The organism is Rhizobium sp. RAF36, from assembly GCF_052114105.1.
In the GTDB taxonomy this organism is placed as follows: domain Bacteria; phylum Pseudomonadota; class Alphaproteobacteria; order Rhizobiales; family Rhizobiaceae; genus Rhizobium.
Genome location: NZ_JBFREC010000012.1, coordinates 135023 through 161368, shown reverse-complemented (window position 1 = coordinate 161368; position 26346 = coordinate 135023). Strand labels below are relative to the sequence as shown.

The window sequence follows — 26346 nt, the reverse complement described above, 5'->3', positions numbered from 1 at the left end:
CGGGGCATTGGAAGATTTCGTCTATACTGGAAATCCCGGCCGCGTCGTCTTCGGCAGTGGCACGGTTGCACGCCTTCCCGAAGAGGCGGATCGGCTGAAAGCAAAGCGAATTCTCGTGCTTTCAACGCCGGAACAGGCCGGGCAGGCGGCCGATATCGCGGCGCATCTGGGATCGCGTGTCGTCGCGACCTACTCGAAGGCGCAGATGCACACCCCGGTTGAGGTGACCATCGATGCCATGCGGTTCCTCGAGGAATGTTCGGCCGATGCCGTGCTTTCGGTCGGCGGCGGGTCGACGACCGGGCTCGGAAAGGCGATCGCCTTTCGCACCGACCTGCCTCAGATTGTCGTGCCGACGACCTACGCGGGATCCGAAGCAACGCCGATCCTGGGAGAAACGGAAGGCGGGCGCAAAGTCACAAAGTCCGATCCGCGCATTCTTCCTGAAGTCATCATCTATGATGTCGATCTGACCTTGACCCTGCCGGTGGCGCTCTCGGTAACCAGCGGCATCAATGCTGTCGCACATGCCGTCGAAGCGCTCTACGCCCGAGAAGCGAACCCCATCATCTCGCTGATGGCGGAACAGGGGATATCTGCGATCACCCGTTCGCTGCCGCTCATTCACGTCGATCCCGGCGACCGGGATGCGCGTTCGGACGCGCTCTACGGCGCATGGCTATGCGGCGTCTGCCTGGGTTCTGTTGGCATGGCGCTGCATCACAAGCTTTGCCATACGCTGGGCGGGATGTTCAATCTGCCTCATGCCCAACTGCACACGGCGGTTCTTCCGCATGCGGTTGCTTACAATGCGCCCGCAGCTCCCGCGGCGATGAAGCGCCTATCGCGGGCCATGGGCGTTGACGATCCAGCGGCAGGTCTTTTCGATCTTGCGAAGCGGCTTGGGGCGACGATGTCGTTGAAGGATCTCGGAATGCCTGACGGCAGCGTCGAAAGCGCTGTCGAACAGGCGATGTCCAACGCCTACTGGAACCCGCGCGAACTCGAGACGCGGGAGCTGAGCGATCTGCTTGGCCGTGCATTCCGGGGAGAGCAGCCGCCAGGAAGTGGTGGTAGGGTCTCTTGCGGCGCCACGCGTTGAGAGGGCGGCCCGGGCTGGAATAACGGACATCCAAAATGGATAAATCCCTTGTTTCCTTTGTTCTCAGTCCGCGTACCATCATACCAGCGATAGTTAAAAAGTCGCCCGCTCGGGAGGAGCGAATAGAGAGTTTGGTGAGGAGCCGGAGACGATGCTTGTAGTTCGTGTTGCTTTATCCAACCCAGACAAGGCGGATGCGCGCGAACTTTATCTCGAAGATCACAAGCGTCACCTTCGCTCGGGGAATATCCAGGTGGTCCAATCCGGACCGATTTTGGATGATGCCGGGAAGGGCAGTGGCGGTGTCGTCGTTGCCGAGGTTGCCTCACTCGACGATATGCGCCGGTTCAGTTCGGAAGATCCGTTCGTGCGCCATGAGGTCTATTCGACCGTCAGTATTTATGAGTGGCGGCCGACGATAGGCGGCAGCGCCTGATGCGGTAGCCACTGAATTTCGATACCGGCCAATTTTCTAAGGAGGAGGGAAAATGAGAGCGGTAGGTTTTATCAACTGGGACAAGGTCCGAGACTGGCTTGCGCAGGCAGGATGCGCCTGCAGCGGCTATTACGCCGACTATGAGGCTTCGCGTCCAAAAGCGCATCCGCGCACCCATACCCTCACTACCAAAAATTCAAGCCGCGCCGCATCACCGATTGTTTGGATGATGAACGGGCGCGAGTTCTAGCGCCAAGCCGGAATACATCGTTGAGTTCCCCCCTGCGGCGCTTGCGCCCGCGGAACGGACGACTCTGTCGTGAACAATGCTGGAAAGACGCTTTTCGATGACAAACATCACCTCCATCGCTCCGAGCCAGCGCATCAAGGAGCCCTTCATGCCGGTACCGGTGGCGCGAAGCTTCCTGACGGTCGTGCTCTCGACCTTGCTGCTTCTTTTGCTTTGCGGTCTCTTCGCGCCGTCCAGCCTTTCCTCTGGCGCCCTCTCCGGAAGCCTGCCCTTCGCGGCGATCATCGCCATTGTCGGACTGGGGCAGCTGCTTGTTGTTCAGCAGGGCGGCTTCGACCTTTCCCTCCCAGGGGCCGTGTCTCTTGCCGTGGTTATGGCCACGCACTATCCGCAGCAAGACGACGCGTTGCTATACCAGGCGGTAATCGTCTCCATCGGCATTGCACTGGCGGCCGGCGTCTTGAACGGCCTGCTGGTCAGCTTCTTCCGGCTGAACGCCATCATTGCCACAATCGGAACGAATGCGCTGCTTTACGGCATGGTCTTCGCGATTTCCGGAGGCGTGCCCTCCATCACCACCAACCTTCTGGCGGCGATCGCAGGCGGAGAGACGTTCGGAGTGCCCAACTCCGTCCTCTTTGCGCTCGCCGCGATGCTGGTGGTATTTTTCACCCTGAAGAAGACGGTTGCCGGGCGCAGGTTCGAGGCCATTGGCGCCAACCCGCTTGCTGGACGGGCTGCTGGCCTCAGCGTGCGCCGTCATCAGATGATGGCCTATGTCTGGGCGCAGCTGCTCTATTGCCTGGCCGGTATCCTGATCGCCGGCATCACGCGCGAACCGACGGCCTTTCAGGGCGATACCCTGCTGTTGCCATCCGTGGCCGTCGTTGTGCTCGGCGGCACGTCACTGCTGGGTGGCCGCGGGTTTCCGATCTCGACGGTCGTCGCCGCCTTCTTCCTGAACCAACTGAGCCAATTCGCACTGACAGTCGGTGTGCCGTTTTCGGCTCAGACCATCATCCAGGCGCTCGCCCTGGGTTTTGGCATCGGTGTTTACTCGTTCCGATGGACGGTAAATTCAAGACCATCGACTGGGGCAAAAAAAGTGGAGGATAAAAAATGAGACATGTTTCTACCGCCAAGCAATTGGCACTTTCGATGGCGGTGGCCGTTGCGGCTTTCGCCAGCGCCGATCTCGCCAAGGCCGAAACGCCATCCTGGTGCGGTCCCAAGAAGGCGTCGCTTGCACTGCTCGACGGTTACGGCGGCAATAGCTGGCGCCAGGTCACCACCGCGTCGGGCAAGCAGACCGTCGAATTGTGCCCGAGCATCACCAAGTATGAGTATGCAGATGGCCAGGGCGATACGCAGAAGTCGATCTCCGACATCAAGAGCATGGCGGCGAAGGGGATCGACGCGCTCGTGGTCTTCGGAGACGCCGGCCCGGCGGTTCTTCCTGCACTGACCAGCGTCTTCAAATCCGGCAAGGTCGTCGTGCCCTATCGCGTCGCGGTCGGCGGCAAGGATGGCCAGAACTATTCGAAGTTCGTCGGCGCTTCCTTCGAAAATGACGGCGAGAACTGGGGCAAGTGGATCAAGAGTGTGCTTCCGAAGGGAGGCAACCTCCTCTTCCTCAGCGGTCCGGCCGGCAACAGCCAGGGTCTGGACGAATTGAAGGGCATGCAGAAGATCCTCGGGCCTGAATATGTGTTCGTCAACCAGGCTCCCTTTGCGGTCACAAACTGGGATCCGGCGCTGACGCAGAAGGTCCTGACCGCCGAAATTGCCAAGAACCCGAAGATTGATGTCATCGTCTCCGACTTCGGCCCGTCGATGGTGGGCGCACTGCCGCTGTTCGGCAAGCAGGGCAAATCGATCCCGGCGCTTGCGACATCCGACGGCAATTCGCTCGGTTGCTTCTATGAAGAGAACAAGGCCAGCAATCCGGACTTCAAGCTCTTCACCGTAGCGACCGGCAATGACAACGTCCGGCTCGCGGTCCAGTGGGCTGTCGCGCTCGCCACCGACGGTACCCCGCCGGCGGACGCGACGTTCAAGGCGCCTCCATTCGAGGATTCGGTTGCAGGCGGCGCCACTGCCGTAAAGTGCCGCAAGGATCTGCCGGGCGCGATCTACCTCTCTTCCGAACTGCCGCCTGAAGATCAGGCGAAGGCCGTCACGAAGTAACGCAACCTCGTCGTCCATCTGCCCGGGTCTTGTGCCCGGGCAGACATCCCCGAAGTCGGATTTCATGTCATGGCAGCAGCAGAGATCAGTATGAGTGAAACGCACATGTCGGCCGAGAGCGACGTGACCATCCGTCTGGTGGGTATCTCCAAGTATTTTTCGGGCGTCCCGGCGCTTCGTGACGTCAGCGTCGAGTTTCGCCAGGGCGAGGTGCACGCGATCCTCGGTGAGAACGGTGCCGGTAAATCGACATTGATGAATATCATCTCCGGCACGCTGCAGCCGAGTGAAGGTGACATCATCTTCGAAGGCCAGCCGATCAAGCAAATGACGCCGGAAATCGCCGCTTCGAACGGCATCGGCATCTGTTTCCAGCATCCGGCCATTCTTGACGACCTCTCGATCGAGGAGAATCTGCTCGTTGCACTATCAGCATCCGCGCTTTCCGAGCAGCGGTCGCCTGCGGCTCTGCGGCAGATGCTGGAGACAGTGGGGCTGGACCTGCCTCTGCGAATGCGTGCAGGAGAAATGACTGTTGCCGAGAAACATCTGCTCGAAATCGGCAAGGCGCTTGCCGTCAGGCCGCGGCTGCTCATTCTCGACGAACCGACCGCCTCGCTTGATCAGGACGCGACGGAGACGCTCTTCAGTCTCGTACGCAAGGCAGCCGCGGAAGGAACCGCGGTCGTTTATATAACCCATCGCCTTGGCGAGATCCGTCAGATTGCTCAGAGAGTCACGGTTCTGCGTGACGGAAAGGTTCGTGGCGGCTCACTGGTGCGGGAGATTGGCGACGCCGAGCTTGTAGGGCTCATTGTCGGGCGTACCCTCGAAGCAGCCTTTCCGCCGAAAGCGGCGGGCCTTTCACAGGAGATCGGCCTTTCGGTCGCGGGGTTGAGCGGTGGTGGGCTAACCAATGTCTGTTTCGACCTTCCACGCGGCCAGATCATCGGGGTCGCCGGCGTCGCCGGAAATGGTCAGGCAACGCTGATGCGCGCCATGGCCGGATTGCAGGCATCACAGGGTACGATCGAGCTCAGGGGGCAGGCCCTGTCGCAGGCAGCACTATTGGAGGCAGCAGCCTTCATGCCGTCCGATCGGCATCGGGAAGGCGTGGCGAGCGGTCTGACTGTACGCGAAAACGCGACGTTTTCGGCACTCGAAAAGTTTGCATCCGGCGGCATCATGAGCCGAAAGAAGGAGCACGAGAAGGTCAGCGAGATCTTCGGCGAACTCGCGGTCAAGACGCCGAGCATGGACGCGCCGATCCTGTCGCTCTCCGGCGGCAACCAGCAGAAGGTCGTCATGTCACGGGCGATGCTTTCGGAACCCGGATTGGTCGTTGCCGACGAACCGACGCAGGGTGTCGATGTCGGAGCGCGCTTCGAGATCTACCGCATTTTGCGGGATGTCTGCGATGCCGGTACACCCGTCATCGTCAATTCCTCAGATGCCGTCGAGCTGCAAGGATTGTGCGACAAGGTCATCGTCATGTCGCGCGGCCATGTGGTCGCCACGCTGGAAGGCGAGGAGGTGACGGAAGAGAGGATTGTTGCTGCTGCCGTCAATTCAGAGACGCACGACCATGCCGATGCGGTGAAGAGCGGCGGACATATGAAGCGCCTGCGGCATTTCATGCAGTCAGACAATGCGCCCGTCGTGCCGCTTGCGATCGTCGCCGTGCTTCTCGGGCTCTATGTGAATGCCCAGAACGAAAATTTCCTGTCGGTCTACAACATCAACAACATCTTTCTGCTCGCCACGGCGCTGGGGTTCATAGCGCTCGGACAAACCATCGCGTTGCTGATGGGCGGGATCGATCTTTCGGTGGGGCCGCTTGCCGGCTTTCTGGTTGTTGTCGCATCCTTCTTCGTCACCGATGACATGTCGGGCACAATGGTCGCCGTCGGGTTCCTGATAATGCTCGCCGGCGCGGTCGCCATCGGTACCATCAACGGCGTGCTCATACGCTACGCGAATTTCACGCCGATTGCGGCGACGCTCGCCATGTATATCGCGATACAGGGTATGAGCTTTCTGCTGCGGGAAAATCCTGACGGATATATCAGCTACGCCGTGACGGACTGGATCAACTGGCAGCTGGGGCCGTTTCCGGTCGCCTTTCTCGTCCTCGTCGCGATAACGCTGGCAGGCGAGTACGTTCTGCGCAATTCCAGATCCGGCTGGCGTCTGAGAGCCGTCGGGTCGAACGAGGACGCGGCGCGCAGGGTCGGTATTCCGATCGATATCACCTATATCGCCGGCTATATCGCATGTTCGGTTCTGACCGGCTTCGGTGCCGTAATGCTGATGGCGCAGATCGGCGTCGGCGATCCCAGGCAAGGCGTCAACTACACGCTCTCAAGCATCACCGCGGTGGTTTTCGGTGGCTCCAGTCTCGCCGGTGGCCGCGGAACCTTCATCGGGACGGTACTTGGTGCTGTTCTGCTCACCGAAGTGCTCAGCGCCGTCACTTTCCTGAACCTGTCGCAGACCTATCAGTACTTTTTCCAAGGCGTCCTGATCGTTGTGGCGGCCCTGATCTATTCGGCGGTTCGCGGCGGCCGGGCGGCCCGTTGACGACATCAGCGTTCGGGAACTCTGGCTCTCCCCGCCCATTCAAAACTCTAAATCATGCGGGCACCGTCCGCTTCCCAAAGGGAGGAAGAACATGACAAACAAGGTCTACGGCATGCACCATATCGGCATTACGGTGCCCAATATCGAAGAGGGCATCGCCTTCTTCAAAGCGGTCTTTGGCGCCGTCGAAGTTTTCCGCACCGGCCCATTCGACGTCGATCAGGACTTCATGACCAAGAAGATCGGCGCTGCGCCGCAATCGACGATCCGTGACCTCGTCTTTCTGCGTTGCGGCGCCGGTACAAGCGTTGAGCTTTTCGAATATAGCGGCGAAGAAGAAACCCCTCACAAACGGCCGTCCGAAGTCGGCGGCGTGCACATGTGTTTCGAGGTGGAGGACGTTCACGCGTCTGTAAAGCGCCTGCGAGCGCAAGGCATCGAATTGCTGGAAGGCCCCAACCTCATCACCGAGGGCCCACTGAAGGGCTTTGACTGGATATATCTGCGCTCATCCTGGGGACTGCTTCTCGAAGTCGCGAGTTTCGACAAGCTGGGATACGAGGATACTTCCGAAGAACGGCTCTGGCGCGCCAAGACGGCGTGAGGCGGGGGCTTTATCGCACTCTGTCCTAATCGCTTCGGCCTTCAGATCGTCGCCACCACGCGCAATTCTTTGGCTGTCTTGGGCGGAAAGCCGAAGAACTCCAGAAAGGCCGGGATCTACTCGCACAGCATGCTGGTTCCGACCTGGAAGGGGCATTCCGTGTCGCCCGGCATCGCCCGGCCCGGTACGATGCTTTTCTACCCTATGCCCTCGTCGCCACTTTGTCACTGAAGATGCCGTCGTCACTGCTTTGCTACCGCATCTTCAGGCTTAGCGATGATCATCCGGAAAAGAAGTGGAACAAAGCACTGCGAAAGGGTCTGACACCCGCTGACGTCGGCCTGAAGATCGTCGGCAGCATCACACTCTTCCGTCAGGCGGGAGGAGGCTTTCAACGGCGGCGCTCATCGCCTTTTCGACAGCCATATTGCCCGTGCGCCATAGACTGTCGGTCGCGATCGTCCTGATTATCGGAGCTGGTGACCGCGTCACTGCGGCTGGCTTGGGGATACTTGTGGATACGAAAGCGTCGACAAGTCTCCGCGCAATCAGGCGTCCGCAACCAAATCTTTCCAGTCGGCGTACACAAAGACCAGGAGCCTCGCCGCGGCTATGCGTGCTCGCACTTTTGGAAAATAAATCTGGTCTACATAGACTGCATTGCTGCGCCTGCGATCAGTGGTGGTCGCCATCCCAGCACGCGGCGAGTTTCTGTCGAATCCACCAGAAGGTTTTCCGTCAGGCGAGCGACCATCTCCTCGCGCCCAGCAAGCAGGCCGATACCGCGCAGAAGGGCGGGGGGAACGGGAATACTTAGCGGCCGCCGACCCTCTTGACGCGTGAGCAGCAAAAGAAGTTCATGTGTGGAGAGATCGTATCCGTCACTCGCGACAAAAAGCCGGTTTGCTGCATCTGAATGTGTCAGGGCTAGAATTAAAAGATCGCAAAGATTTTCAACGTGAATGAAAGAGCGTCTGTTCTTAACGGCGGAGAAGATAGAAGGTGCGCCGCTTGCCGCCCATCTCATCAAGCTGCGAAAATTGCCGCGTACCCCCGGTCCATATACAAGAGGAGGGCGGATAATTGTTATCTCCAGCCCTGTCTGACTCCCTAGTGTTTTGAGAGCCGCTTCCGCTTCCGCTTTCGATATTCCATAAGGATCTTGTGGATTGGGCGGGTCATCGGCTGTGAACATTTGCCCAGGTTTGGTTCGTTCCCCATTTACCTTAATTGAGCTGACGAAAACGAAGCGCCTGACACCTGCTTCCGCAGCTTGGCGCGCAAGGTTGATGGTTGCTGCAACATTGGACTCGCGAAATAGCATAAGCGGATCGGCCGCCGTCTCACACATGACATGCACACGCGCGGCGAGATGCACTACTGCATCGATTCCCTTTAGATGTGCGCCCCAAAGGGTATCGTGATTGTAGGATGGTATCGTCGCCAATCCTGGTGTTTCCGTCCGGGTGACTCCCCGAACAGGCAATCCGCGCCGCGTCATCTCAGTCATCAGATGCGAACCAACAAATCCGGAAGCGCCCGTTACCAGTGTCATTCCCATAGCCGGTTTGTCCTCTCTGCCGTCAGCCGTGCACAGCTGTCTGCTCGGGCAAGTCGTCGGTTGTGATCAGGGAAAACAGAAGCTTCCTAGCATGAGCTTCGTCTTCTGCCAGGATAGCTTTTTCGAGATCCTTTAGCCATGCCGCCATATCATAATCGGCGACTGTGGTGGAATCTGCCCGCATGATTTTAGGATGCCGGGTTGGCTGGGCATTGTTGTGATCGTAGAATAGCTCTTCGAAGAGCTTTTCTCCTGGTCGCTTGCCGACAACTTCGATAGCAATGCCATTGTCCGGGCTTTTGCTGTCTCGAACATGAAAGCCGGCCAGCCGGATCATGTTTTCCGCGAGGTCTCCGATGCGCACGGGCTCGCCCATATCCAGAAGAAAGACATCACCGCCTACTGAAAGCGCTCCTGCTTGTACGATCAGTTCCGCAGCCTCGGGTATTGCCATGAAATAGCGCGTCATCTCCGGATCGGTAAGGGTTACCGGACCGCCTTTGGCGATCTGCTGTTTGAACAGCGGCACCACCGAACCATTGGAGCCGATCACGTTGCCGAAGCGAACAGAACAGAAGATCTGACCTTCCGAGCGAGCGCGCGCCTCGATTGCCCTTTGCCGGACAATGAGTTCGGCCCACCGCTTTGTCGCCCCCATGACATTTGTCGGCCGCACTGCCTTGTCAGATGAGATCAGGACGAAACTTTCGATCTTTTTCTCGGCGGCGACCGTCGCGACGGTCAGCGTTCCGAAAACGTTGTTTCGGATACCCTCCAGAACGTTTTCCTCTACAAGCGGGACATGCTTGTACGCTGCGGCGTGGTATAGAACCTGCACGCCGTGAGTTCGGATGGCTCGTTCCACCGTTCTAGCATCCGTGACCGAACCCAGCACGGGAGCGATGGGATGCTCGCCCGCTGCAAGTAACTCTTGCTCGATTCGATAGAGCGCGTATTCGCTCGACTCAAAGAGAACGAGCTTCTTCGGTTTCTGGCGTACGATGAGGCGGCAGAGCTCGGAACCGATAGAGCCGCCTGCGCCGGTCACCATAACGATCTTTCCCGCAAGAGCTTGATCCAGCAGCTCTTTGTCGGCAGGGATGAAGGATCGGCCAAGCAGTTCATCGATCTCGATCTCGCGAATCTGGCTGACTATGTAGCGCCCATCGACGAGGTCCGAAATATCGGGGAGGCTGCGCACTTTCACGCCAAGCCCGGTCACCCGACCGAGTACCGCCTGCCGCCTGGCCGGCGGGATGGACGACATGTTCAGGACGATTTCGGTTATTCCATAGCGATCTATCAGCGACGGCAGATCATGGGAGGAAAAGACCCGATAACCAGCGATATCGCGTCCGTGATTGATCGATTCATCGTCAATTAGCCCCATGACATAGCGATTGCCATGCCCCTTCAGAGCGCGCGCAAGCTGTGCTGCCGCGGGTCCGGCGCCGTAAATGAAGATCGGCTCCTCGTCGCGTCGCAGGCCTGTACCCGACACGAGGATCCATTTTGCGGCAAAGCGCATGCCGCCGATCAGCAGTGATCCGAGGACAAAGTAGAAGAACGGAATGGAACGGGGAACGATATCCTGTCCGGCCATCTCCATGAGGAACACGATAATGACCCAGCTTACCGTGGCAATAAGCATCGCCTTGAGGATCGTCCAGATCGCCGCCTCTGGGAGGTAGCGGATCACCGAGCGGTAGAGGCCTAATCGAATAAAAACCGGAATTGCGACGACGGGGGCAAGCGCTGCAAGAACCAATCGCTCGCTGGTGATTTCTGGCGTCCACACCGACAGCCGAATTGCATAGCTTGCCCAAAGGGCGAGCATGAGAGCCACGATATCGAGGCTAATCATCAAGACCCGCTTCCAAAGGCGGGGTGTCCCAATGATTTTCTCTCGAAGCAGCTTAACCAGTGTCTGATCAATCCAACCGGAGGCCAACATGATTTTGCCATCCACCTTACTAATGCTGCACGCCAGTGGCGCGGATCACTTTTATGGCCGTCAGGGCGAGAATCCGCAAATCGAAAATAAAACTCTGCCGCTCAAGGTATTCAACGTCCAGCGCCACCTTATCGGGTATAGCCAATTCATCCCGGCCATTTATCTGGGCCCAGCCGGTAAGTCCCGGCAAAAGTAGATGTACGCCACTGCTTGTGCGTGCCGCGATGAGATCATCTTGATTAAAAAGGGCTGGGCGCGGCCCGACAAAGCTCATCTCGCCACTTAGAATACACCATAGTTGCGGAAGCTCATCCAGGCTTGTCTTGCGTAAAAAACTGCCAATGGGAGTCAGATGTCGTGCCGCGTTGCCAAGAAGATGCGTGGCCACGACTGGGGTGTCGATCCGCATTGTACGGAACTTTGGCATCCAGAACAGCTGGTTCCCCCGGCCAACGCGCTGCGACCAATAGAGCGCTGGTCCCTTGGAGGTCGCACGTACGGCGAGTGCGACACACACCATCGGAAAGAATAGGGCAGCACCTGCCAATACAGCGCCAATGATGTCGCACGCTCGCTTAAGAAGCATTTTTTATCGAACCGCCCTGAATAAATTTGCTCGTGAATATGATAAATCGCTTCCGTTCGCCAGCGCTAGAATCCCAAATAGCCGAAGAGCCGATTGCTGGACATGTGTACTAGGATCGCTCGACGCTGAAGCGGCCATCGATTACTCCTTGCAACCGCCTCCAATGCTGTGATGGCCCTCTGGATAGGGCTGACATGAGACCTTTGGCCCGATGAATGGCAGTCACAAGCCGGCTATCGGCCGGCCTGTCTTCCAGTATCAAAATTGAGCTAGCGTGTTCCCGGTAAAGGATGCCATTTCACGCGTCAACATGTACTTCGAGTTGCCGTCCTGTTTTGTAAAACAATGCTTGCCACGCCGCGGCGATGCGGCTTATTTGCATGACAACTGATGCTGGGCGATGCGTCTCCAGCTCTTGAATATTGGCATGTGAGGCGGCGATGTTTTCCAAGGTACGGGCGGCTCTGGACGATGGGTTCATCGTCGGATTGGTGTTCGCGCTTTTCCTTGCCGGCAAGATAGTCCCATATTTGCTCGTTGTCGGTGTCGTGCCGATTATGCTCTTCTGGAACAAATCGGACTATGCAAAATCGCGAGGTGCGATCCTGCGGTTTGCGTTGCCGACAGCGGGTTATTTTGCTCTGTGCCTTTTGCTTCTGGTTTTCTACCCTGGCCTTGAGCCCGGTGAGAAGCCGCCGCGAAACCCCGATTTAGAACTCTATGTCGTGGCCGTTGCTATGCTGGTGATCGGCTTTCTGCGCGGCCAGCAGATTAAGAGTCTATATGTTCGGTTTCAGGCGATCGCACCGTGGGCGCTTGCCGCTGCTTTCGCCGTGCTCAGTGGCTACATGTTTCTCGGCATCCGCGATGATTGCCGCGTGCGTGCGGAAGCTGCTTGGCCGTTCATCCCTGCCATTATCTTCACGACGCTGACCTTCCTGTTACTCCTTGGCTGGGAGGGCTTGTCGAGACGTGCACGTTTTCTACGCCTTGCGCTGATCTCTCTCAGCGTCGTTGTCGTGCTTGGATACACGGGCTCGCGCGGGGTCGCTGTCGCACAGTTTGGAATACTAGCAGCATTTATCTTGCTGCGGCTGTCGAGCAAGTTTCGAGCTGCACTGCCAACGGCAGTTGAGCTTTTTGCATCGGTTGTTATCGGCGCGTTGCTTTGCTTGCCAGTCCAAGCTGCAACGGGATGTAATAATTTCGGCAGACTTCCGGCCGTTTTCGATATCTTTAGAAACGCTTATGCGATTGATACGCAAGCGTCGGCGAACGATGCCAAGCCTGGGATCGTAGCTCAAGTCGGAGCCAATGAGGGCGACGCGGTTGCCTTGCGTGCTGAAGCTGAGCGCAATGCAGCCCAGCGACCCGGTGATCCTTCGATAACGCTGCGTCTGGATATGTGGACTGCATCCGTTAAGGCCATTTGGAAGGCGCCTTTTTTTGGTAATGGGGCGCTGTCACTTCGGCCGATTATTCAAGATAGGTTTGGCTTCGAGCACAATCATAACCAGTATCTGTCGTGGCTGGTGACTGGCGGGATTGTCTTCTTATGTGTCGGCTTGCTGTTTCTATTTACGCCATATCTGGTCTCTTACGGCCTTCCACCCGCTAGCCGAGCAGTTTTGACGTTGTCTGTCACCGGGCTTTGGGGCATAGCGATGGTCTTCGATTCTTTTCTAAGTCTCGATTTCTACCTGCATTATTTCAGTTTGTTGCTCGGCTTCTTGTTCGCTCTGACAAGCGATATGGTCCGAGCAAAACGCCCGCAGAACGAGTGCACCTGATGCCGCAAGATACCGTTTTCTTCGATGTTACAGAAGCTTTGCTGTCTGCTTCGGCTCGGCGCATCCAAAATTATGGCATTGCCCGGACGGTTGTCGAAGTTGGCAAAGAGGCCGCTGCGCTTGATGAGAATATCCGCTTCGTTGTTTTTTCTTTCGGCACGCGATCCTTCTACGAAGTGAAATGGCGCAGAGCCGACGATGGCACGGTGGTATTTGATTTGCCGGAGAATGTCGGGCAGCGCTGGTTTCGGACATATTACGGTGGAGCGTTTCTGCTGTCGGGCATTGCGCATCTGCTCAATATCTCGATGGCATCGAGGCGCAACAAACGGCTTTGGGAGAAGAATGCGCATAGCCTTTCGAAGATCGACATCCCGGATGGGCTATTCGTTTCAGCGGCGCGGCCGAAGTTGATCGTCGACATGATCAAGGCACTGAAGAATGCGGGATCCAAGGCGGCCGTTGTGCCGCTGCTTCATGATTTTATGCCATTGCATAATGGCGCGACCAAGCGGTTCCGTCGTTTCGACCGCAACTTCCTGCGGGACAACCGCTTCGTTATCGAACGGTCGGAACTGATCCTCACCAATTCCGAATTCACACGGGACGAGTTGGGGCACTTCGCGGCGGCAAAGGTATTGCCGAAGCCGGGGCCGGTGGCGGTCGTCCCGCTGGTTCATCATTGTCCGGATGGTGTCGAGGCTCCGGAAATCAGCCTGCCTGCGGCACCTTACCTGCTTTCCGTGGGGGTTAATCTTGGCCGCAAGAATATCGAGGTGGTGTTTAACGCGCTGCTGCGGATGAAGGAAGCCGGCCGTGGAGTTCCCAATCTTGTTCTTGCCGGCGCTCCCCGGAAGAGACTTAAGCGCTATGCTGAGCAGGCCGCGTTGCGTCCAATTCGTGACCATATCATTTTTGCCAAGAACCCCAATCAGACTGATCTCGTCCGTCTGTATACCAATGCCCTCGCAGTAGTGGTTCCTAGCCGGATAGAAGGCTGGGGGCTGCCTGCCGGTGAAGCACTGTGGTGCGGAACGCCGGCGATCTGCTCGACCGCCCCGGTCCTGCGCGAAGTTTGCGGTGACCTGGGTCTCTATTTCGATCCGGATGATCCGGATGCGCTTGCAGCGCTGGTCGATAAGTTGATGCAGGATACATCGTACCGCGAAAGCTTGCGGCAGCAGATAGCGGAGGCCAAGCCCCGGCTGCGCACCTGGAAGACTGTCGCAGGGGAAGTCTTGGCCGCTCTTCGCGCGATAAAGCGTTAGGCTGTTCAAGTTTTGACGCCAGAGTAGAGCTGCTCTGCCTCGCGGTTGCGAGGCTTGCGATCTCGGCCAGCAGATGCTGGAACTCTGGGAGCGCAGCGGCGGCATCGGCCGCCTGTCGCAAGATCGCACCGACGAGATGGGTTTGCTGCTCTCAAAGCTTAGCGAGCTGAACTCCTGCTTGGGGCGGATCGAGTGAGCGAGAGGGTGCGCCGGCTGCGCGGCGCGCCCTCTGACATCTGGCTAAGTCTCAGCGGTGATCCAGCCGCTCCACCAGCCGGTCGCCGAGCCACTGGATGCCGCAGACCAGCACGATGAGCACGATGACGACGGCGATCATTACCGATGTCTCGAAGCGCTGGTAGCCGTAGCGGATCGCCAGATCGCCGAGGCCGCCGGCACCGATCGCACCGGCCATTGCCGAGGCGCCGATCAGGGTCACCAGCGTTACCGTGAAGCCTGCGACGATGCCGGGCAGGGCTTCGGGCACCAACACCTCGCGGATGATCGTCCAGCGATTGCCGCCCATGGCGCGGACGGCGTCGATCAGGCCGCGGTCGACTTCGCGCAGCGAAACTTCGGCGATGCGGGCGTAATAGGGTGTCGCGGCGATGGCCAGCGGCACGATCGCTGCCCAGGTGCCGAGTGCGGTGCCGACGATCAGCCGTGTCAACGGGATCAGCGCCACCAGAAGGATGATGAAGGGCACCGAGCGGAAACCGTTGATGACGGCGCCGAGGACGCTGTTGATCCACCGGTTTTCGGCAATGCCGCCGCGGGCTGTCAGCACCAGCGCCAGGCCGAGCGGCAGGCCGGCGACCAGCGAGATGATGCCGGATGCGGCGGTCATCAGGATGGTTTCCCAGAGCGACCGCAAGAGCAGGTCAAGCATGATCGGTGTCATAGCCGAGTACCTCCACCCGCGCCGAGCGGGCCGTCAGAAATTGTTCGACCTTGTCCTTGAGGCCGGGATCGCGGGCCGGGACGGCGATGAAGAAGCGCGCCACCGGCTGGTTCTGGATGTGATCGATGCCGCCATGGACGAGGCGGAAGGAATGCGGGAGTGCTGCCGAAAGATCGGCAAACAGCGCGCCCTGCGCCTCCGGTCCGGCGAGATCGACGCTGAGGATCGCCTCGGTCCCGGTTTCGGACGACAGCCTTGCGGTGATATGTTCCGGAAGCTGCGGGCGGATGCTGCCGAGCAGACTCTTCGTGATCGTGCTCTGCGGATTGCCGAAGACCGACCAGACCTGGCCTTCCTCGACGATCCGGCCAGCGTCGATGACGGCGACTCGATCGGCAATACCGCGGATCACTTCCATTTCGTGGGTGATCAGCACCACCGTCAGGCCGAGCTTGCGGTTGATGTCCTTCAGCAGCGCCAGGATCGAGCGGGTGGTTTCCGGATCGAGTGCGGATGTCGCTTCGTCGGAGAGAAGGAGAGCCGGGCCGGCTGCGAGCGCACGGGCGATGCCGACGCGCTGCTTCTGGCCGCCCGACAGCGATGAGGGATAGGCCTTCGCCTTGTCTGCGAGACCGACGAGATCGAGCAGTTCGCGCGCCCGCTTCAGGCGTTCGGCCTTCGCCACGCCTTCGATTTTCAGCGGCAGGGCGATGTTTTCTTCGACCGTCTTCGACGACAGCAGATTGAAATGCTGTAAGATCATGCCGATCCGGCGGCGCAGCGGCTGAAGCGCGCTTTCCGGAAGGCCGGTGATATCACGGCCCTCGATATGGATTTCGCCGCTATCGGCCCGCTCCAAACCATTCAGGCAGCGGATCAGCGTCGACTTGCCGGCGCCGCTGCGGCCGATGATGCCGAAGATTTCGCCTTTCCTGACCGTCAGCGAAATGCCGTCGAGGGCGGGCGTCTCGCCGAAGCGGCGCTTGACGTCAACCAGCCGGACGACATCGGCCGCGGCATCCTGCTTCGCCCCGATTGCCGGGGCGGACACGTATGAATTCATTGTCTTTCCTTCAGAAATGCCCAAGGCGGCCCGGACGACTGACGTCCGGACCGCCTTGGATTCGCGCCTTTCCCCCAGCGCGAATTTTGACTTAGTAGGCGCTCAGGCCCGTTCCCTTGTAGACCTTGTCGAACTCGGCCTTGACGGTGTCGTTCTGATAGGCCGAAACCAGCGTCTTCACCCAATCGGCGTCCTTGTTGTCTTCCTTGACGGCGATGAAGTTGCGGTAGGGGTTGTCGGCGATCGGCTCTTGGGCGATGCGCTCCTTCGGAGACAGACCGCTCTTCAGCGCCCAGTCGGTATTGACGACGGCGCCGTCGAGATCGTCGATCGAGCGGCCGACGATGCCGGCGTCGAGTTCCTTGATCTCGAGCTTCTTAGGGTTCTCGGTGACATCGGCGAGGGTGGCGAGAATGCCGGTGCCGTCCTTGAGCTTGATCAGGCCCTCGTTCTGCAGCACGCGCAGCGCACGGCCTTCGTTCGAGGGGTCGTTCGGCACGCCGATAATGGCGCCCTCGGGGATCTCGGCGACCGTCTTGTACTTCTTGGTGTAGAGGCCGATCGGCCAGACGCCGGTATAGCCGACCCGAACGATATGGTAGCCGTGCGTCTTGATCTGGTTGTCGAGGTAGGGCTGGTGCTGGAAAGCGTTGGCATCGACTTCGCCGCGTTCCAGCGCTTCGTTCGGCTGGGTGTAGTCGTTGAAGGCGATGGTCTCGATCTTGAGACCCTTCTTGGCGGCTTCGGCGGTCACGACGCGCCAGACGTCTTCGTCCTCGCCGCTCATGATGCCGACCTTGATGGATTTGTCGGCTGCGACCGAGGGAAGCGGTGCGGCAAAGGTTGCCAGCGCGACGGCCGAAACGGCGAGCGCTGCAAGGCTTGCGCGGCGCGTCAGGGCGAGCGTGGAGAAAGTCTTGTTCATATTATTGTCCCGTCTTGATGATGAGAATTGATCTCTAAACAGCGAAAAGCATGTCAGATCGCGGGCGCGCCTTCGAAGCACGGGTGTCTCTTCTCGAATGCAGGCCGGAAAAACTCTTGCGAAAGCGGCAGGGCTTGCCGAATAAAATTCCACATTTTTTATAGAGTATATTGGTTGTGCGGAATGATGATCCGCCTTATTGCGGATTGCAGCAGTGAATGATCCAGGTACGATAACGTGATGAACAGCGGTGGCGGTCTTTACAAGGTCGTGGCAATTATTGGCGGGGGCGTATCCGGCGCCGGTGCCGCCTATCATCTTGCACAAGCGCTCGCGCCCGGGCAGGCCGATATCACCGTCTTCGAACCGCGCGAGGAGCTTGGCCGCGGGCTCGCCTACGACACGACGGATGCGGCGCACCGCATCAATGTGCCGGCCGCCCGCATGAGCCTGTTTCCCGACAGGCCGGAAGATTTTCTCGACTGGATCGCCGCCACCGATGGCGTTGCCGACGATCCGCGGGCTGTTCGCTCCGATGGCAGCCTCTTTCCGAAGCGCAGCCTTTTCGGCGCCTATGTTGCCGCCCGTGTGCAGCCGCTCGTTGACGAGGGCAGGATCATCCACAGGCGCGCATCGGTGACCGGTGTTGAGAAGACATCGGATAAGTGGGTTATTTCCGACAGTGCCGGTGCGGAGACCCGCGCCGACTATCTGGTGATCGCCACGACGCATCCCGCACCGTCCGCACCCCGCGGGCTGCAGGCCGCACTCGCCGGTCATCCGCGATATGTTGCCGATCCGACGGCTGCAGGCGCGCTCGATGCGATCCGCCCCGATGACCGTGTGCTGATCGTCGGCAATGGTTTGACAGCGGCCGATATCGTCGCGTCGCTGTCTCTTGCCGGTCACCACGGCGAGATCGTTTCCGCTTCCCGGCGCGGTCTGCGGTCGCGCGGCCATGCCGCGGTGGCGCAGGAGCCGTTCGGTGATTCCACGGCGCAACCCGCGAAGACCGCCTCGCAGCTGCTGAAGAGCATTCGCCGGGCGATTGACGAGGCGGGCAGGGCGGGCATCAGCTGGCATGCCGTCATCGACGAGGTGCGCGGCCATGGACGGCAGATCTGGCAGGGGCTTGCGCTTGCCGAGCGGCAGCGCATCGTCCGGCATCTGCGTCCGTTCTGGGATGTGCATCGCTTCCGGATCGCTCCGCAGGTGGAGGAGGCTCTCGATCAGGCAATCCGCGAGGGGCGGCTTTCGGTGCTGGCCGCGTCGGTGCGCGATGCAGAACGTGATGGCGAGGAGATCGGTGTCACTCTTAGGCTTCGCAACGGCAGCACGCTGGCGAAGACCTTCGACGCCGTGGTGGTGACCACGGGGCCGGCGCATGGCGGCATCCTGCAGAGCCAGCTCTGGCTTAGCGAGCTGGCCGAGGCAGGCTGGCTGGAGCTCGATCCGACGGGGCTGGGCATCGCCTGCAACGATCGTTGCGAGGCGATCGGCCGGGCAGGCGACGCCGAACCGTCGCTGCTGATCGGCGGGCCGCTGGCGCGTGGTACCTTCGGCGAACTGATGGGCCTGCCGCAGGTGACCGAGCATTCCGTCTTCGTCGCAGCCGAGTTGCAGCGCAAGCTGCTGCAGGCTGACTGACAGAGGCGCCTTTTCACACCGTCTTGGAGCTTGTTCGCCTGCGGCTCATTGCCATCCCGGACAAAGCTCAACCTGAGGGATCGAATTTCCCTGCCGCTCTCCAGAATGGAATTCCATTCCTTTAGTGCACTAAATTTATAGAGAATATTTAGCGCAAGATTAAAGGAGAGAGACATGCCCCTTCGCCTCGTGGGAATCGCCGGCAGCTTCAGCCGCCCGTCCAAGACCTACGCGCTCGTCGACCACATCGCCGGTTTGGCGGCTGAAAGCTATGGTTTCTCGACGAAGGTCTACGACCTGCACGACGTCGGTCCGTCGCTTGGTTCGTCGCTGTGGCGTAAGGAGCTTGATGCGCAGGCTGCCGCCGTCATTGACGATATCGTCAATGCCGACGTGCTGGTGGTCGGCTCGCCGACCTACAAGGGCTCCTATCCCGGCCATTTCAAGCATCTGATCGATCTGATCGAGCCGCACGAGCTGCGCTCCAAGCCTGTGATCATCACTGCGACCGGTGGCGGTGACCGGCATGCGCTGATGGTCGAGCATCAGCTGCGCCCGCTGTTCGGTTTCTTTATGGCGCACACGCTGCCGACGGCCGTCTACGCTTCGGATCGTGATTTCACCGACTATAAGGTCTCGTCGGAACCGTTGTCCGGCCGGATCGGCGCCGTTGTCGATGAACTGGCGGCCTTCTTCCCGGCCTCGCGCCGCAACCTTCAAGCCGCGGAGTAACGTCATGGGCGGAGCTGGCTTGGGTTTGCGGATGGCGGACGAGCTCTGGAACGTCTTCGATTTTTCCCGCCGCTACCGGCTTCCGGTCCGTGAACAGAACCGCCTGCTGATGCTTTTCGGCCCGGTGGCCCGTGCCGAAGACCTGCTTGCCAATGCAAGACGCAACCAGTCGATCTGATGATCTCATGAGGAGAACCCGGTTATGAGGCTTGTATTCGAAATCCTGTCGATCCTGCGGCAGGCGCTCAGCCATCCGCAGCCGCTCGATGCGTCGCTGCTTTCCGAAGGCGATCGGGAGCCCAGCGCCCGCGACTATGAATTCTACTATTGGACCCCGGCTTCCGGGCCCTGGTATTGAGGAGGCTGGCATGGCCGTTTTCGACGACCGCCGCCCGGCGCCGCTTTCACCGCCCGGCCGGATCCTGCGTAGCAGCGCCGATCTAGCCGCACCGGCTGCCGCGGCACTCTCCTTTGCTCTGCTTTTTGCCATCACGTTCGGCATTCTCTAGATCGGAGACGACATGACGCCGGTACTTATCGTTCCCGGACTTTTCGGATCGGAAGAGGCGCATTGGCAGCGAGCCTGGCTCAAGGATCACCCCGAGAGCCGTCTGGTTCAGCAGGAAGACTGGGATCATCCGCGCGTCACCCCATGGCTGGAAGCTCTGGAAACGGAGCTGGAGCGGGCGGGCGAGGCCTTCATCGTCGCCCACAGCCTCGGTTGCCTGCTGGCAGCCCGTCTGGCCGGACGGCAGGCGGCCCGGCGCGTCAAGGGCGCGCTGCTGGTCGCCCCTTGCGATCTCAAGGTTACCGACAAGCTGCATCCCGGCCAGATCGGCTTCGGCACCATGCCGACGGAATGGCTGCCGTTTCCAAGCATGCTGGTCGGCAGCCTCAACGATCATTACATGTCGCTTGAGCGGCTGACGCTGTTCTCCAGGCTCTGGGGCAGCGATCTGCGCAATGCCGGGCTCGCCGGGCACATCAATGTCGCCAGCGGATACGGTCGCTGGCCGGGCGGCTACCGGCTGTTCGAAACGCTGAAAACAAAGACGCGGCATCTGAGCAAAATCCCGCCGAAAAGGCATTCACTGGAGCGGGAAGTTCCTCTAGCGTAGCGGCGGATATTTCACCCGGTCAGGTATGAGGCATTCCCAGCCCCTGGCTGTCACCATCTTCATAAAGGTCCTATTCCATGAGCCTGCGCATCAATGACGTCGCCCCGGATTTCAGTGCTGACACCAGCCAGGGTCCTATCCAGTTTCATGACTGGATCGGAAATGGCTGGGCGGTGCTGTTCTCGCATCCGAAGAACTTCACGCCTGTCTGCACCACGGAACTCGGCGCCATGGCCGGGCTCGAGGGCGAATTCCGCCAGCGCGGCGTCAAGATCATCGGCATTTCGGTCGATCCGGTCGAAAGCCACGCCAAGTGGAAGGGCGACATCAAGACGGCGACCGGCTTCGAGGTCGAGTATCCGCTGATCGGCGACAAGGATCTGAAGGTCGCCAAGCTCTACGACATGCTGCCGGCCGGCGCCGGCGAGAGCTCGGAAGGCCGCACGCCGGCGGATAACGCGACCGTCCGCTCGGTCTTCGTGATCGGCCCGGACAAGAAGATCAAGCTTGTTCTCACCTATCCGATGACGACAGGCCGCAACTTCGCGGAGATCCTGCGCGCCATCGATTCCATCCAGCTGACGGCCAAGCATCAGGTCGCGACGCCCGCCAACTGGCAGCAGGGCGACGACGTGATCATCACGGCCGCCGTCTCCAACGAGGACGCGATCACGCGGTTTGGTTCATTCGATACGGTGCTGCCGTATCTGCGCAAGACGAAGCAGCCGGCGGCTTGATGGGTGTCGCAGATGAGGCGCGCGCAGTGCTAGCGGCCCCCTCATCCGCCCTTCGGGCACCTTCTCCTCAGGGGAGGAGGGAAAACAAAGGATGCCGCTCGCGCTGACATCCCCCTCTCCCCTTGGGGAGAGGGCAGGGTGAGGGGGCTCCGGGTATAACGTGTCCCAAGGAGGCGCCACCTTCACACCTCGGCGTGAAGATGCTGCCTCTGCACGCTCCCCGCAGATTTCCTGATCACCTCGCCGATCTCCATCAGTTGCCTGACCAGCGGTGTCGAATTGCGCCAGATCATGCCGATGGTGCGTGATGGCTGGGGCGACTGGAAGCGGGCGATCGAGACCTGCGCCGAGCGGGTTTCGATTGGGACGGCCATTTCCGGGATCAGCGTGACGCCGATGCCGGCGCCGACCATCTGGACCAGCGTGGAGAGCGAGCTGCCTTCCATGATTTCCCGCGGCCGGGCCTGGCCGATGCGGCAGAAGGACAGTGCCTGCTCGCGGAAGCAATGGCCTTCCTCGAGCAGCAGCAGCCGCATTTCGCGCAGCATGTCGCGGTCGGGCACCGGGCGGCCTTCATCTTCCAGACGGCGGACGAGCAGGAATTCCTCGTCGAACAGTTTCAGTTCGGCCAGCGACGGTTCAGAGACCGGGAGGGCGACGATCGCCAGATCGAGATCGCCTCGGGACAGTTCCTGCACGAGCTTGGCGGTCTGTGTTTCGCGCACCTCGATCTGAATCCCGTCGAATGTGGCGTTCAGATCGTTTATGATTGCCGGAAGCAGATAGGGCGCAACAGTCGGGATAATGCCAATCCTCAAACGCGCCAGAAACGGATCGCGCGATGCGCGGGCGAGATCGCCGAGCTCATCGACGGCACGTAAAATGTCATGAGCGCGGGAGGCGAACATCTGGCCGAAGGCGGTGAGCTTCACCTCGCGGGCGCTGCGTTCGAAGAGATCGTTTCCCAGTTCCTCTTCGAGCTCCTTGATCTGCATCGAGAGCGCCGGCTGCGAGATGGCGCAGGCATCCGCGGCAAGGCGGAAACGGCCGTGGCGGGCGAGCGCCTCGAAATAGCGCAGCTGTTTCAATGTCAGGTTCTTCATAACTTTATCTTATCGCGGCAATCAGTAAATCCAACTTAAATTTATCACATGCTTCCGATAAGAAGAGGGTAAGGGAGGAGGCGCCGAGGCGCTCAGCCGGCCAGAAGGCACGGCCCCTCCCTGTCGACGGCAGATCATCGAATAATTCAAGGAGAACGTCATGGACGACCAGAAACCCGACAGCGCAGGCAAATGTCCCGTCCCGCACGGCGGTAATACGCCGCGCGCCAGAGGCAATCGCGAATGGTGGCCGAACCAGCTCAACGTGCAGATGCTGCACGGCCATTCCGTCCGCTCCGACCCGATGGGTGAGGGCTTCAACTATGCCGAAGAGTTCAAGAAGCTCGATCTCGAAGCGCTGAAGCAGGACCTTCATGCGCTGATGACCGATTCGCAAGAATGGTGGCCGGCCGACTTCGGTCACTATGGCGGCCTGTTCATCCGCATGGCCTGGCATAGCGCCGGTACCTACCGCATCACCGACGGCCGTGGCGGCGCCGGTCAGGGGCAGCAGCGCTTTGCGCCGCTCAACAGCTGGCCTGACAACGTCAACCTCGACAAGGCCCGCCGTCTCCTGTGGCCGATCAAGCAGAAATACGGCGACAGCATTTCCTGGGCCGACCTTCTGATCCTGACCGGCAACGTTGCACTTGAGTCGATGGGTTTCAAGACCTTCGGCTTTGCCGGTGGCCGTGCCGACGTCTGGGAGCCGGAAGAACTCTATTGGGGTCCTGAAGGCACATGGCTCGGCGACGAGCGCTACAGCGGCGAACGCGAGCTGGCAGAGCCGCTCGGCGCCGTACAGATGGGCCTCATCTACGTCAACCCGGAAGGCCCGAACGGCAATCCGGATCCGCTCGCTTCGGCGCGCGACATTCGCGACACTTTCGCCCGCATGGCGATGAATGACGAAGAAACCGTGGCGCTGATCGCCGGCGGCCACACCTTCGGCAAGACTCACGGCGCGGGTGATCCGTCGCTCGTCGGCGTCGAGCCGGAAGGCGGCGCGATCGAAGATCAGGGTCTCGGCTGGAACAGCAAGTTCGGCACCGGCCGGGCAGGCGACACGATCGGCAGCGGTCTCGAAGTCACCTGGACGCAGACGCCGACGCAGTGGAGCAACTTTTTCTTCGAAAACCTCTTCGGCTTCGAATGGGAGCTGACCACCAGCCCGGCAGGCGCCAAGCAGTGGGTGGCGAAGACCGCCGAAGCTTCGGTTCCTGATGCTTTCGACGCGTCGAAGAAGCATCGCCCCACGATGCTGACCAGTGACCTGGCGCTGCGTTTCGACCCGATCTACGAAAAGATCTCGCGCCGCTTCCTGGAAAATCCGGCCGAGTTTGCCGACGCGTTCGCTCGCGCCTGGTTCAAGCTGACGCACCGCGACATGGGCCCGAAAGCCCGCTATCTCGGACCTGATGTTCCGGCTGAAGATCTGATCTGGCAGGATGTCGTTCCGGCCGTCGATCACAAGTTGATCGACGATGCGGACATCGCCGCTCTGAAGGAGAAGGTTCTCTCGACTGGTCTTTCCGTGCAGGAGCTGGTTTCCACCGCTTGGGCGTCCGCCTCGAGCTTCCGCGGTTCCGACAAGCGTGGTGGTGCCAATGGGGCGCGCGTCCGTCTTGCGCCGCAGAAGGATTGGGACGCCAACCAGCCGGTCCAGCTTGCCAAAGTTCTCGGCGTTCTCGAAGGCATCCAGAAGGAGTTCAACGCCGCCCAGAACAGCGGCAAGAAGCTCTCGCTGGCTGACCTTATCGTGCTGGCCGGTGCTGCCGGTGTGGAAAAGGCGGCAAAGGCCGGCGGCCAGTCCGTCAACGTGCCGTTCACGCCGGGCCGCACCGATGCGTCCGATGCACAGACCGACGCTGCTTCCTTCGCAGCGCTGGAGCCGCGGGCCGACGCGTTCCGGAACTATGTCAACGGCAAGCGCAAGCAGTTCCTCAAGGCCGAAGAAGCGCTCGTCGACCGTGCCCAGCTGCTGACACTGACGGCGCCTGAAATGACCGTTCTCATCGGTGGTCTGCGCGTGCTGAAGGTTGGCGCTCCCGAGCATGGCGTTTTCACGTCGCGTCCGGAAACGCTCTCCAACGACTTCTTCGTCAACCTGCTCGATATGGGCACGCAGTGGGCTCCGGCTCCCGGCAAGGACGGCGTTTATGAAGGCCGCGACCGCAAGACCGGCGCAGTCAAGTGGACCGGCACGCGCGTCGACCTGATCTTCGGCTCGCATTCGCAGCTGCGCGCGATCGCCGAAGTCTATGGCCAGGCAGACGCCAAGGCGAAGTTCGTCAAGGACTTCGTTGCCGCCTGGAACAAGGTGATGAACGCCGACCGTTTCGATCTCGTCTGATCGATAGGATCCGTCTGGACGCGGTAGACCGCGTCCAGACATCTGGCGCTCTTATTCCCCAAGGCGCCGAAACCTCGCGGGATTATGCCTTGCACCCATTTGTGCTGACTAATTTACGCCTGGATTAATCACATTTTTTGGACAGTGTGTTCCAGTTACGGGGATGGAAAATCTCCGGAACAGCCGTTACAGATAGCGTCGTGATATATCGCGGCTGGCCGATTGCGCCGCGCGAGCGACGAGACGACCGTACGGAGAACGCACGGCCGTCGATCCTGACAACAATACGGATAACCCTCTCCATTTCATCCTCCGCGGCGCCAATTCCTCCCAGGCGCATACGCGGCGATCCCGCTTTGATAATTCCTCCCAAGAAATTACAGCCGATACACACCATGACCACACCTTGCCCCGAGTTGTTTAAAACCCTCTTCGGCATCGCCTCCTATCCCGATACGCGGGAGACGGAGGAAAGCGACGTGATGCCGAGCCAAACTTTCAGGACGGCGCTGCGCATCGTTCTGGCTATTGCCTATAATCAGGCGCAGTCGCGCATGACGCCGCACCGCAAGATTTGCCGGATTGGCGGCATAGCCGAGCATGACGCCGATGCGATCCTCGGCCTTTTGAAGTTCGCAGATATTGTCAGCGGCGATGATGAAGGTTACCGGCTTGCCCGGTCGCCGCGCATGGTCTCGCTTGCTGAAATTTATGCTGCCGTCACGCCGGCCCGCAAGTTGCCGAAGACAAGCTTCGATTATCTCTATGATGCTCTGATCGACAAGGCCCGGACGGCAGCCATTGCCGACCTCGATGGCATTGACCTCTCTTCGACGCTCGCCGATCTGCTTGGGACCGGGCAAGGCACAAGTTTTGAAGTGGCCGACCGCGGCCACTAGCAACTGCAACTCGCCGATTCACAGCAATCGGCGATAGTGGTTCTAGATTTTTTGCTGTTTCGGCGGTATGTCACAATTGATGAGTGACACACGGTTTCCGACAGCGCTGCAAATCGTAGTGACGGTCGCGGTCAACGAGGCCGCGGGCGTTCGCACGACGAGCCCGCTATTGGCCGTCAGTCTCGATACAAACCCCAGTTTTGTCAGAAAAATCGTCTCGACTCTGTCGAAATCCGGCATCCTCGTCTCCAGCGATGGGGTCAACGGCGGGATACGCCTTGCAAGGCCGGCACCTGACATCAAGCTTCTCGACATTCATGGCAGCGTGCTGCCGGAGCAGAAGGCCTGGTCGGCAAGGGGAGGCATTCCCTCGATCTGCTCGGTCACCCGCAATATCGGCGCTGTATCGGATCAGCTGAGTGCGCAGGCCGACAGCGCGGTCGCAGGCGTGCTGAAAGGTGTCACCGTGCAGGATTGCATCGAGCAGATCAGTGCACTCGACCGCAGCGATCTCAGCGCCGCAACCCACTCCTAAAAACTCCAAATAAAA

General features: G+C 59.9%; 27 protein-coding genes. 20 read left to right on the top strand and 7 right to left on the bottom strand.

Annotated elements, in window-relative coordinates; all coding sequences use genetic code 11:
- Positions 1-7 precede the first annotated feature (7 nt).
- From AB4Z25_RS27975 to AB4Z25_RS27945, 7 genes are all read left to right on the top strand, one after another.
- Entirely contained in the window at positions 8-1102 is a 1095-nt protein-coding gene (locus tag AB4Z25_RS27975; protein WP_442210312.1) for a maleylacetate reductase, read from the top strand.
- A gap of 151 nt (positions 1103-1253) precedes the next feature.
- On the top strand, positions 1254-1538 hold the full coding sequence (locus tag AB4Z25_RS27970) for a YciI family protein (protein ID WP_112538851.1): 285 nt from the start codon (positions 1254-1256) through the stop codon (positions 1536-1538).
- 52 nt (positions 1539-1590) lie between these two features.
- Entirely contained in the window at positions 1591-1788 is a 198-nt protein-coding gene (locus AB4Z25_RS27965) for a hypothetical protein (RefSeq protein WP_162698753.1), read from the top strand.
- Between the two features lie 148 nt (positions 1789-1936).
- On the top strand, positions 1937-2911 hold the full coding sequence (locus tag AB4Z25_RS27960) for an ABC transporter permease (protein WP_112538984.1): 975 nt from the start codon (positions 1937-1939) through the stop codon (positions 2909-2911).
- A complete protein-coding gene (locus AB4Z25_RS27955; protein ID WP_112538852.1) occupies positions 2908-3975 on the top strand; it encodes a substrate-binding domain-containing protein in 1068 nt (355 codons plus the stop codon). The genes AB4Z25_RS27960 and AB4Z25_RS27955 overlap by 4 nt, the downstream gene beginning before the upstream one ends.
- 90 nt (positions 3976-4065) lie before the next feature.
- Positions 4066-6555 carry an ATP-binding cassette domain-containing protein gene (locus AB4Z25_RS27950; RefSeq protein ID WP_442210308.1) on the top strand — a complete coding sequence of 830 codons (2490 nt, stop codon included), beginning with the start codon at positions 4066-4068 and terminating at the stop codon, positions 6553-6555.
- Positions 6556-6646: 91 nt separating this feature from the next.
- A complete protein-coding gene (locus AB4Z25_RS27945) occupies positions 6647-7159 on the top strand; it encodes a VOC family protein (protein WP_112538853.1) in 513 nt (170 codons plus the stop codon).
- A gap of 646 nt (positions 7160-7805) precedes the next feature.
- On the opposite strand, the gene AB4Z25_RS27940 is transcribed toward AB4Z25_RS27945, so the two are convergent.
- The 3 genes from AB4Z25_RS27940 to AB4Z25_RS27930 form a co-directional block, all read right to left on the bottom strand.
- On the bottom strand, positions 7806-8720 hold the full coding sequence (locus tag AB4Z25_RS27940; RefSeq protein ID WP_112538854.1) for an NAD-dependent epimerase/dehydratase family protein: 915 nt from the start codon (positions 8718-8720) through the stop codon (positions 7806-7808).
- Positions 8721-8742: 22 nt separating this feature from the next.
- The gene (locus AB4Z25_RS27935) at positions 8743-10584 is read right to left on the bottom strand and encodes a polysaccharide biosynthesis protein (RefSeq protein ID WP_442210338.1); all 1842 of its coding nucleotides are present in this window, start codon (positions 10582-10584) and stop codon (positions 8743-8745) included.
- A gap of 109 nt (positions 10585-10693) precedes the next feature.
- Entirely contained in the window at positions 10694-11260 is a 567-nt protein-coding gene (locus AB4Z25_RS27930; RefSeq protein ID WP_112538856.1) for a sugar transferase, read from the bottom strand.
- A gap of 440 nt (positions 11261-11700) precedes the next feature.
- On the opposite strand from AB4Z25_RS27930, the gene AB4Z25_RS27925 reads away from it, so the two are divergent.
- From AB4Z25_RS27925 to AB4Z25_RS27915, 3 genes are all read left to right on the top strand, one after another.
- Positions 11701-13050 carry an O-antigen ligase family protein gene (locus AB4Z25_RS27925; protein ID WP_442210304.1) on the top strand — a complete coding sequence of 450 codons (1350 nt, stop codon included), beginning with the start codon at positions 11701-11703 and terminating at the stop codon, positions 13048-13050.
- Positions 13050-14318: a glycosyltransferase family 4 protein gene (locus AB4Z25_RS27920; RefSeq protein WP_112538858.1), complete on the top strand. Its 1269-nt coding sequence runs from the start codon at positions 13050-13052 to the stop codon at positions 14316-14318. Before AB4Z25_RS27925 ends, AB4Z25_RS27920 begins: the two co-directional genes overlap by 1 nt.
- Positions 14319-14391: 73 nt before the next feature.
- Positions 14392-14514: a hypothetical protein gene (locus AB4Z25_RS27915; RefSeq protein ID WP_442210301.1), complete on the top strand. Its 123-nt coding sequence runs from the start codon at positions 14392-14394 to the stop codon at positions 14512-14514.
- Positions 14515-14565: 51 nt separating this feature from the next.
- Here AB4Z25_RS27915 and AB4Z25_RS27910 read toward each other — a convergent pair whose 3' ends face one another.
- From AB4Z25_RS27910 to AB4Z25_RS27900, 3 genes are all read right to left on the bottom strand, one after another.
- A complete protein-coding gene (locus tag AB4Z25_RS27910) occupies positions 14566-15219 on the bottom strand; it encodes a methionine ABC transporter permease (RefSeq protein ID WP_112390334.1) in 654 nt (217 codons plus the stop codon).
- Positions 15200-16282: a methionine ABC transporter ATP-binding protein gene (locus tag AB4Z25_RS27905; protein WP_442210297.1), complete on the bottom strand. Its 1083-nt coding sequence runs from the start codon at positions 16280-16282 to the stop codon at positions 15200-15202. Before AB4Z25_RS27905 ends, AB4Z25_RS27910 begins: the two co-directional genes overlap by 20 nt.
- Positions 16283-16373: 91 nt before the next feature.
- Positions 16374-17207, bottom strand: coding sequence for a MetQ/NlpA family lipoprotein (locus tag AB4Z25_RS27900; RefSeq protein WP_112390336.1), 834 nt, complete (start codon positions 17205-17207; stop codon positions 16374-16376).
- A 240-nt stretch (positions 17208-17447) separates the two neighbouring features.
- Here AB4Z25_RS27900 and AB4Z25_RS27895 point away from each other — a divergent pair, with 240 nt between their 5' ends.
- From AB4Z25_RS27895 to AB4Z25_RS27865, 7 genes are all read left to right on the top strand, one after another.
- Positions 17448-18854, top strand: coding sequence for an FAD-dependent oxidoreductase (locus AB4Z25_RS27895; RefSeq protein WP_112538860.1), 1407 nt, complete (start codon positions 17448-17450; stop codon positions 18852-18854).
- A gap of 174 nt (positions 18855-19028) precedes the next feature.
- Complete coding sequence (msuE, locus tag AB4Z25_RS27890; RefSeq protein ID WP_112390338.1) at positions 19029-19586, top strand: FMN reductase; 558 nt, start codon at positions 19029-19031, stop codon at positions 19584-19586.
- Between the two features lie 4 nt (positions 19587-19590).
- Positions 19591-19764 carry a hypothetical protein gene (locus AB4Z25_RS27885; protein ID WP_162698748.1) on the top strand — a complete coding sequence of 58 codons (174 nt, stop codon included), beginning with the start codon at positions 19591-19593 and terminating at the stop codon, positions 19762-19764.
- Positions 19765-19788: 24 nt separating this feature from the next.
- Positions 19789-19944: a hypothetical protein gene (locus AB4Z25_RS27880; RefSeq protein ID WP_162698754.1), complete on the top strand. Its 156-nt coding sequence runs from the start codon at positions 19789-19791 to the stop codon at positions 19942-19944.
- Positions 19945-19954: 10 nt separating this feature from the next.
- A complete protein-coding gene (locus tag AB4Z25_RS27875; RefSeq protein WP_442210291.1) occupies positions 19955-20095 on the top strand; it encodes a hypothetical protein in 141 nt (46 codons plus the stop codon).
- 12 nt (positions 20096-20107) lie between these two features.
- Complete coding sequence (locus tag AB4Z25_RS27870; protein ID WP_112538861.1) at positions 20108-20704, top strand: RBBP9/YdeN family alpha/beta hydrolase; 597 nt, start codon at positions 20108-20110, stop codon at positions 20702-20704.
- A gap of 77 nt (positions 20705-20781) precedes the next feature.
- A complete protein-coding gene (locus AB4Z25_RS27865) occupies positions 20782-21441 on the top strand; it encodes a peroxiredoxin (RefSeq protein WP_112538862.1) in 660 nt (219 codons plus the stop codon).
- A gap of 182 nt (positions 21442-21623) precedes the next feature.
- On the opposite strand, the gene AB4Z25_RS27860 is transcribed toward AB4Z25_RS27865, so the two are convergent.
- Entirely contained in the window at positions 21624-22544 is a 921-nt protein-coding gene (locus AB4Z25_RS27860) for a hydrogen peroxide-inducible genes activator (RefSeq protein ID WP_112538863.1), read from the bottom strand.
- Between the two features lie 160 nt (positions 22545-22704).
- Between AB4Z25_RS27860 and katG the strand changes: the two genes are divergently transcribed.
- The 3 genes from katG (at position 22705) to AB4Z25_RS27845 (ending at position 26331) form a co-directional block, all read left to right on the top strand.
- Entirely contained in the window at positions 22705-24897 is a 2193-nt protein-coding gene (katG, locus tag AB4Z25_RS27855; RefSeq protein ID WP_112538864.1) for a catalase/peroxidase HPI, read from the top strand.
- Between the two features lie 137 nt (positions 24898-25034).
- Entirely contained in the window at positions 25035-25796 is a 762-nt protein-coding gene (locus AB4Z25_RS27850) for a hypothetical protein (RefSeq protein ID WP_442210286.1), read from the top strand.
- A gap of 79 nt (positions 25797-25875) precedes the next feature.
- Complete coding sequence (locus tag AB4Z25_RS27845) at positions 25876-26331, top strand: RrF2 family transcriptional regulator (RefSeq protein ID WP_162698756.1); 456 nt, start codon at positions 25876-25878, stop codon at positions 26329-26331.
- Positions 26332-26346 lie beyond the last annotated feature (15 nt).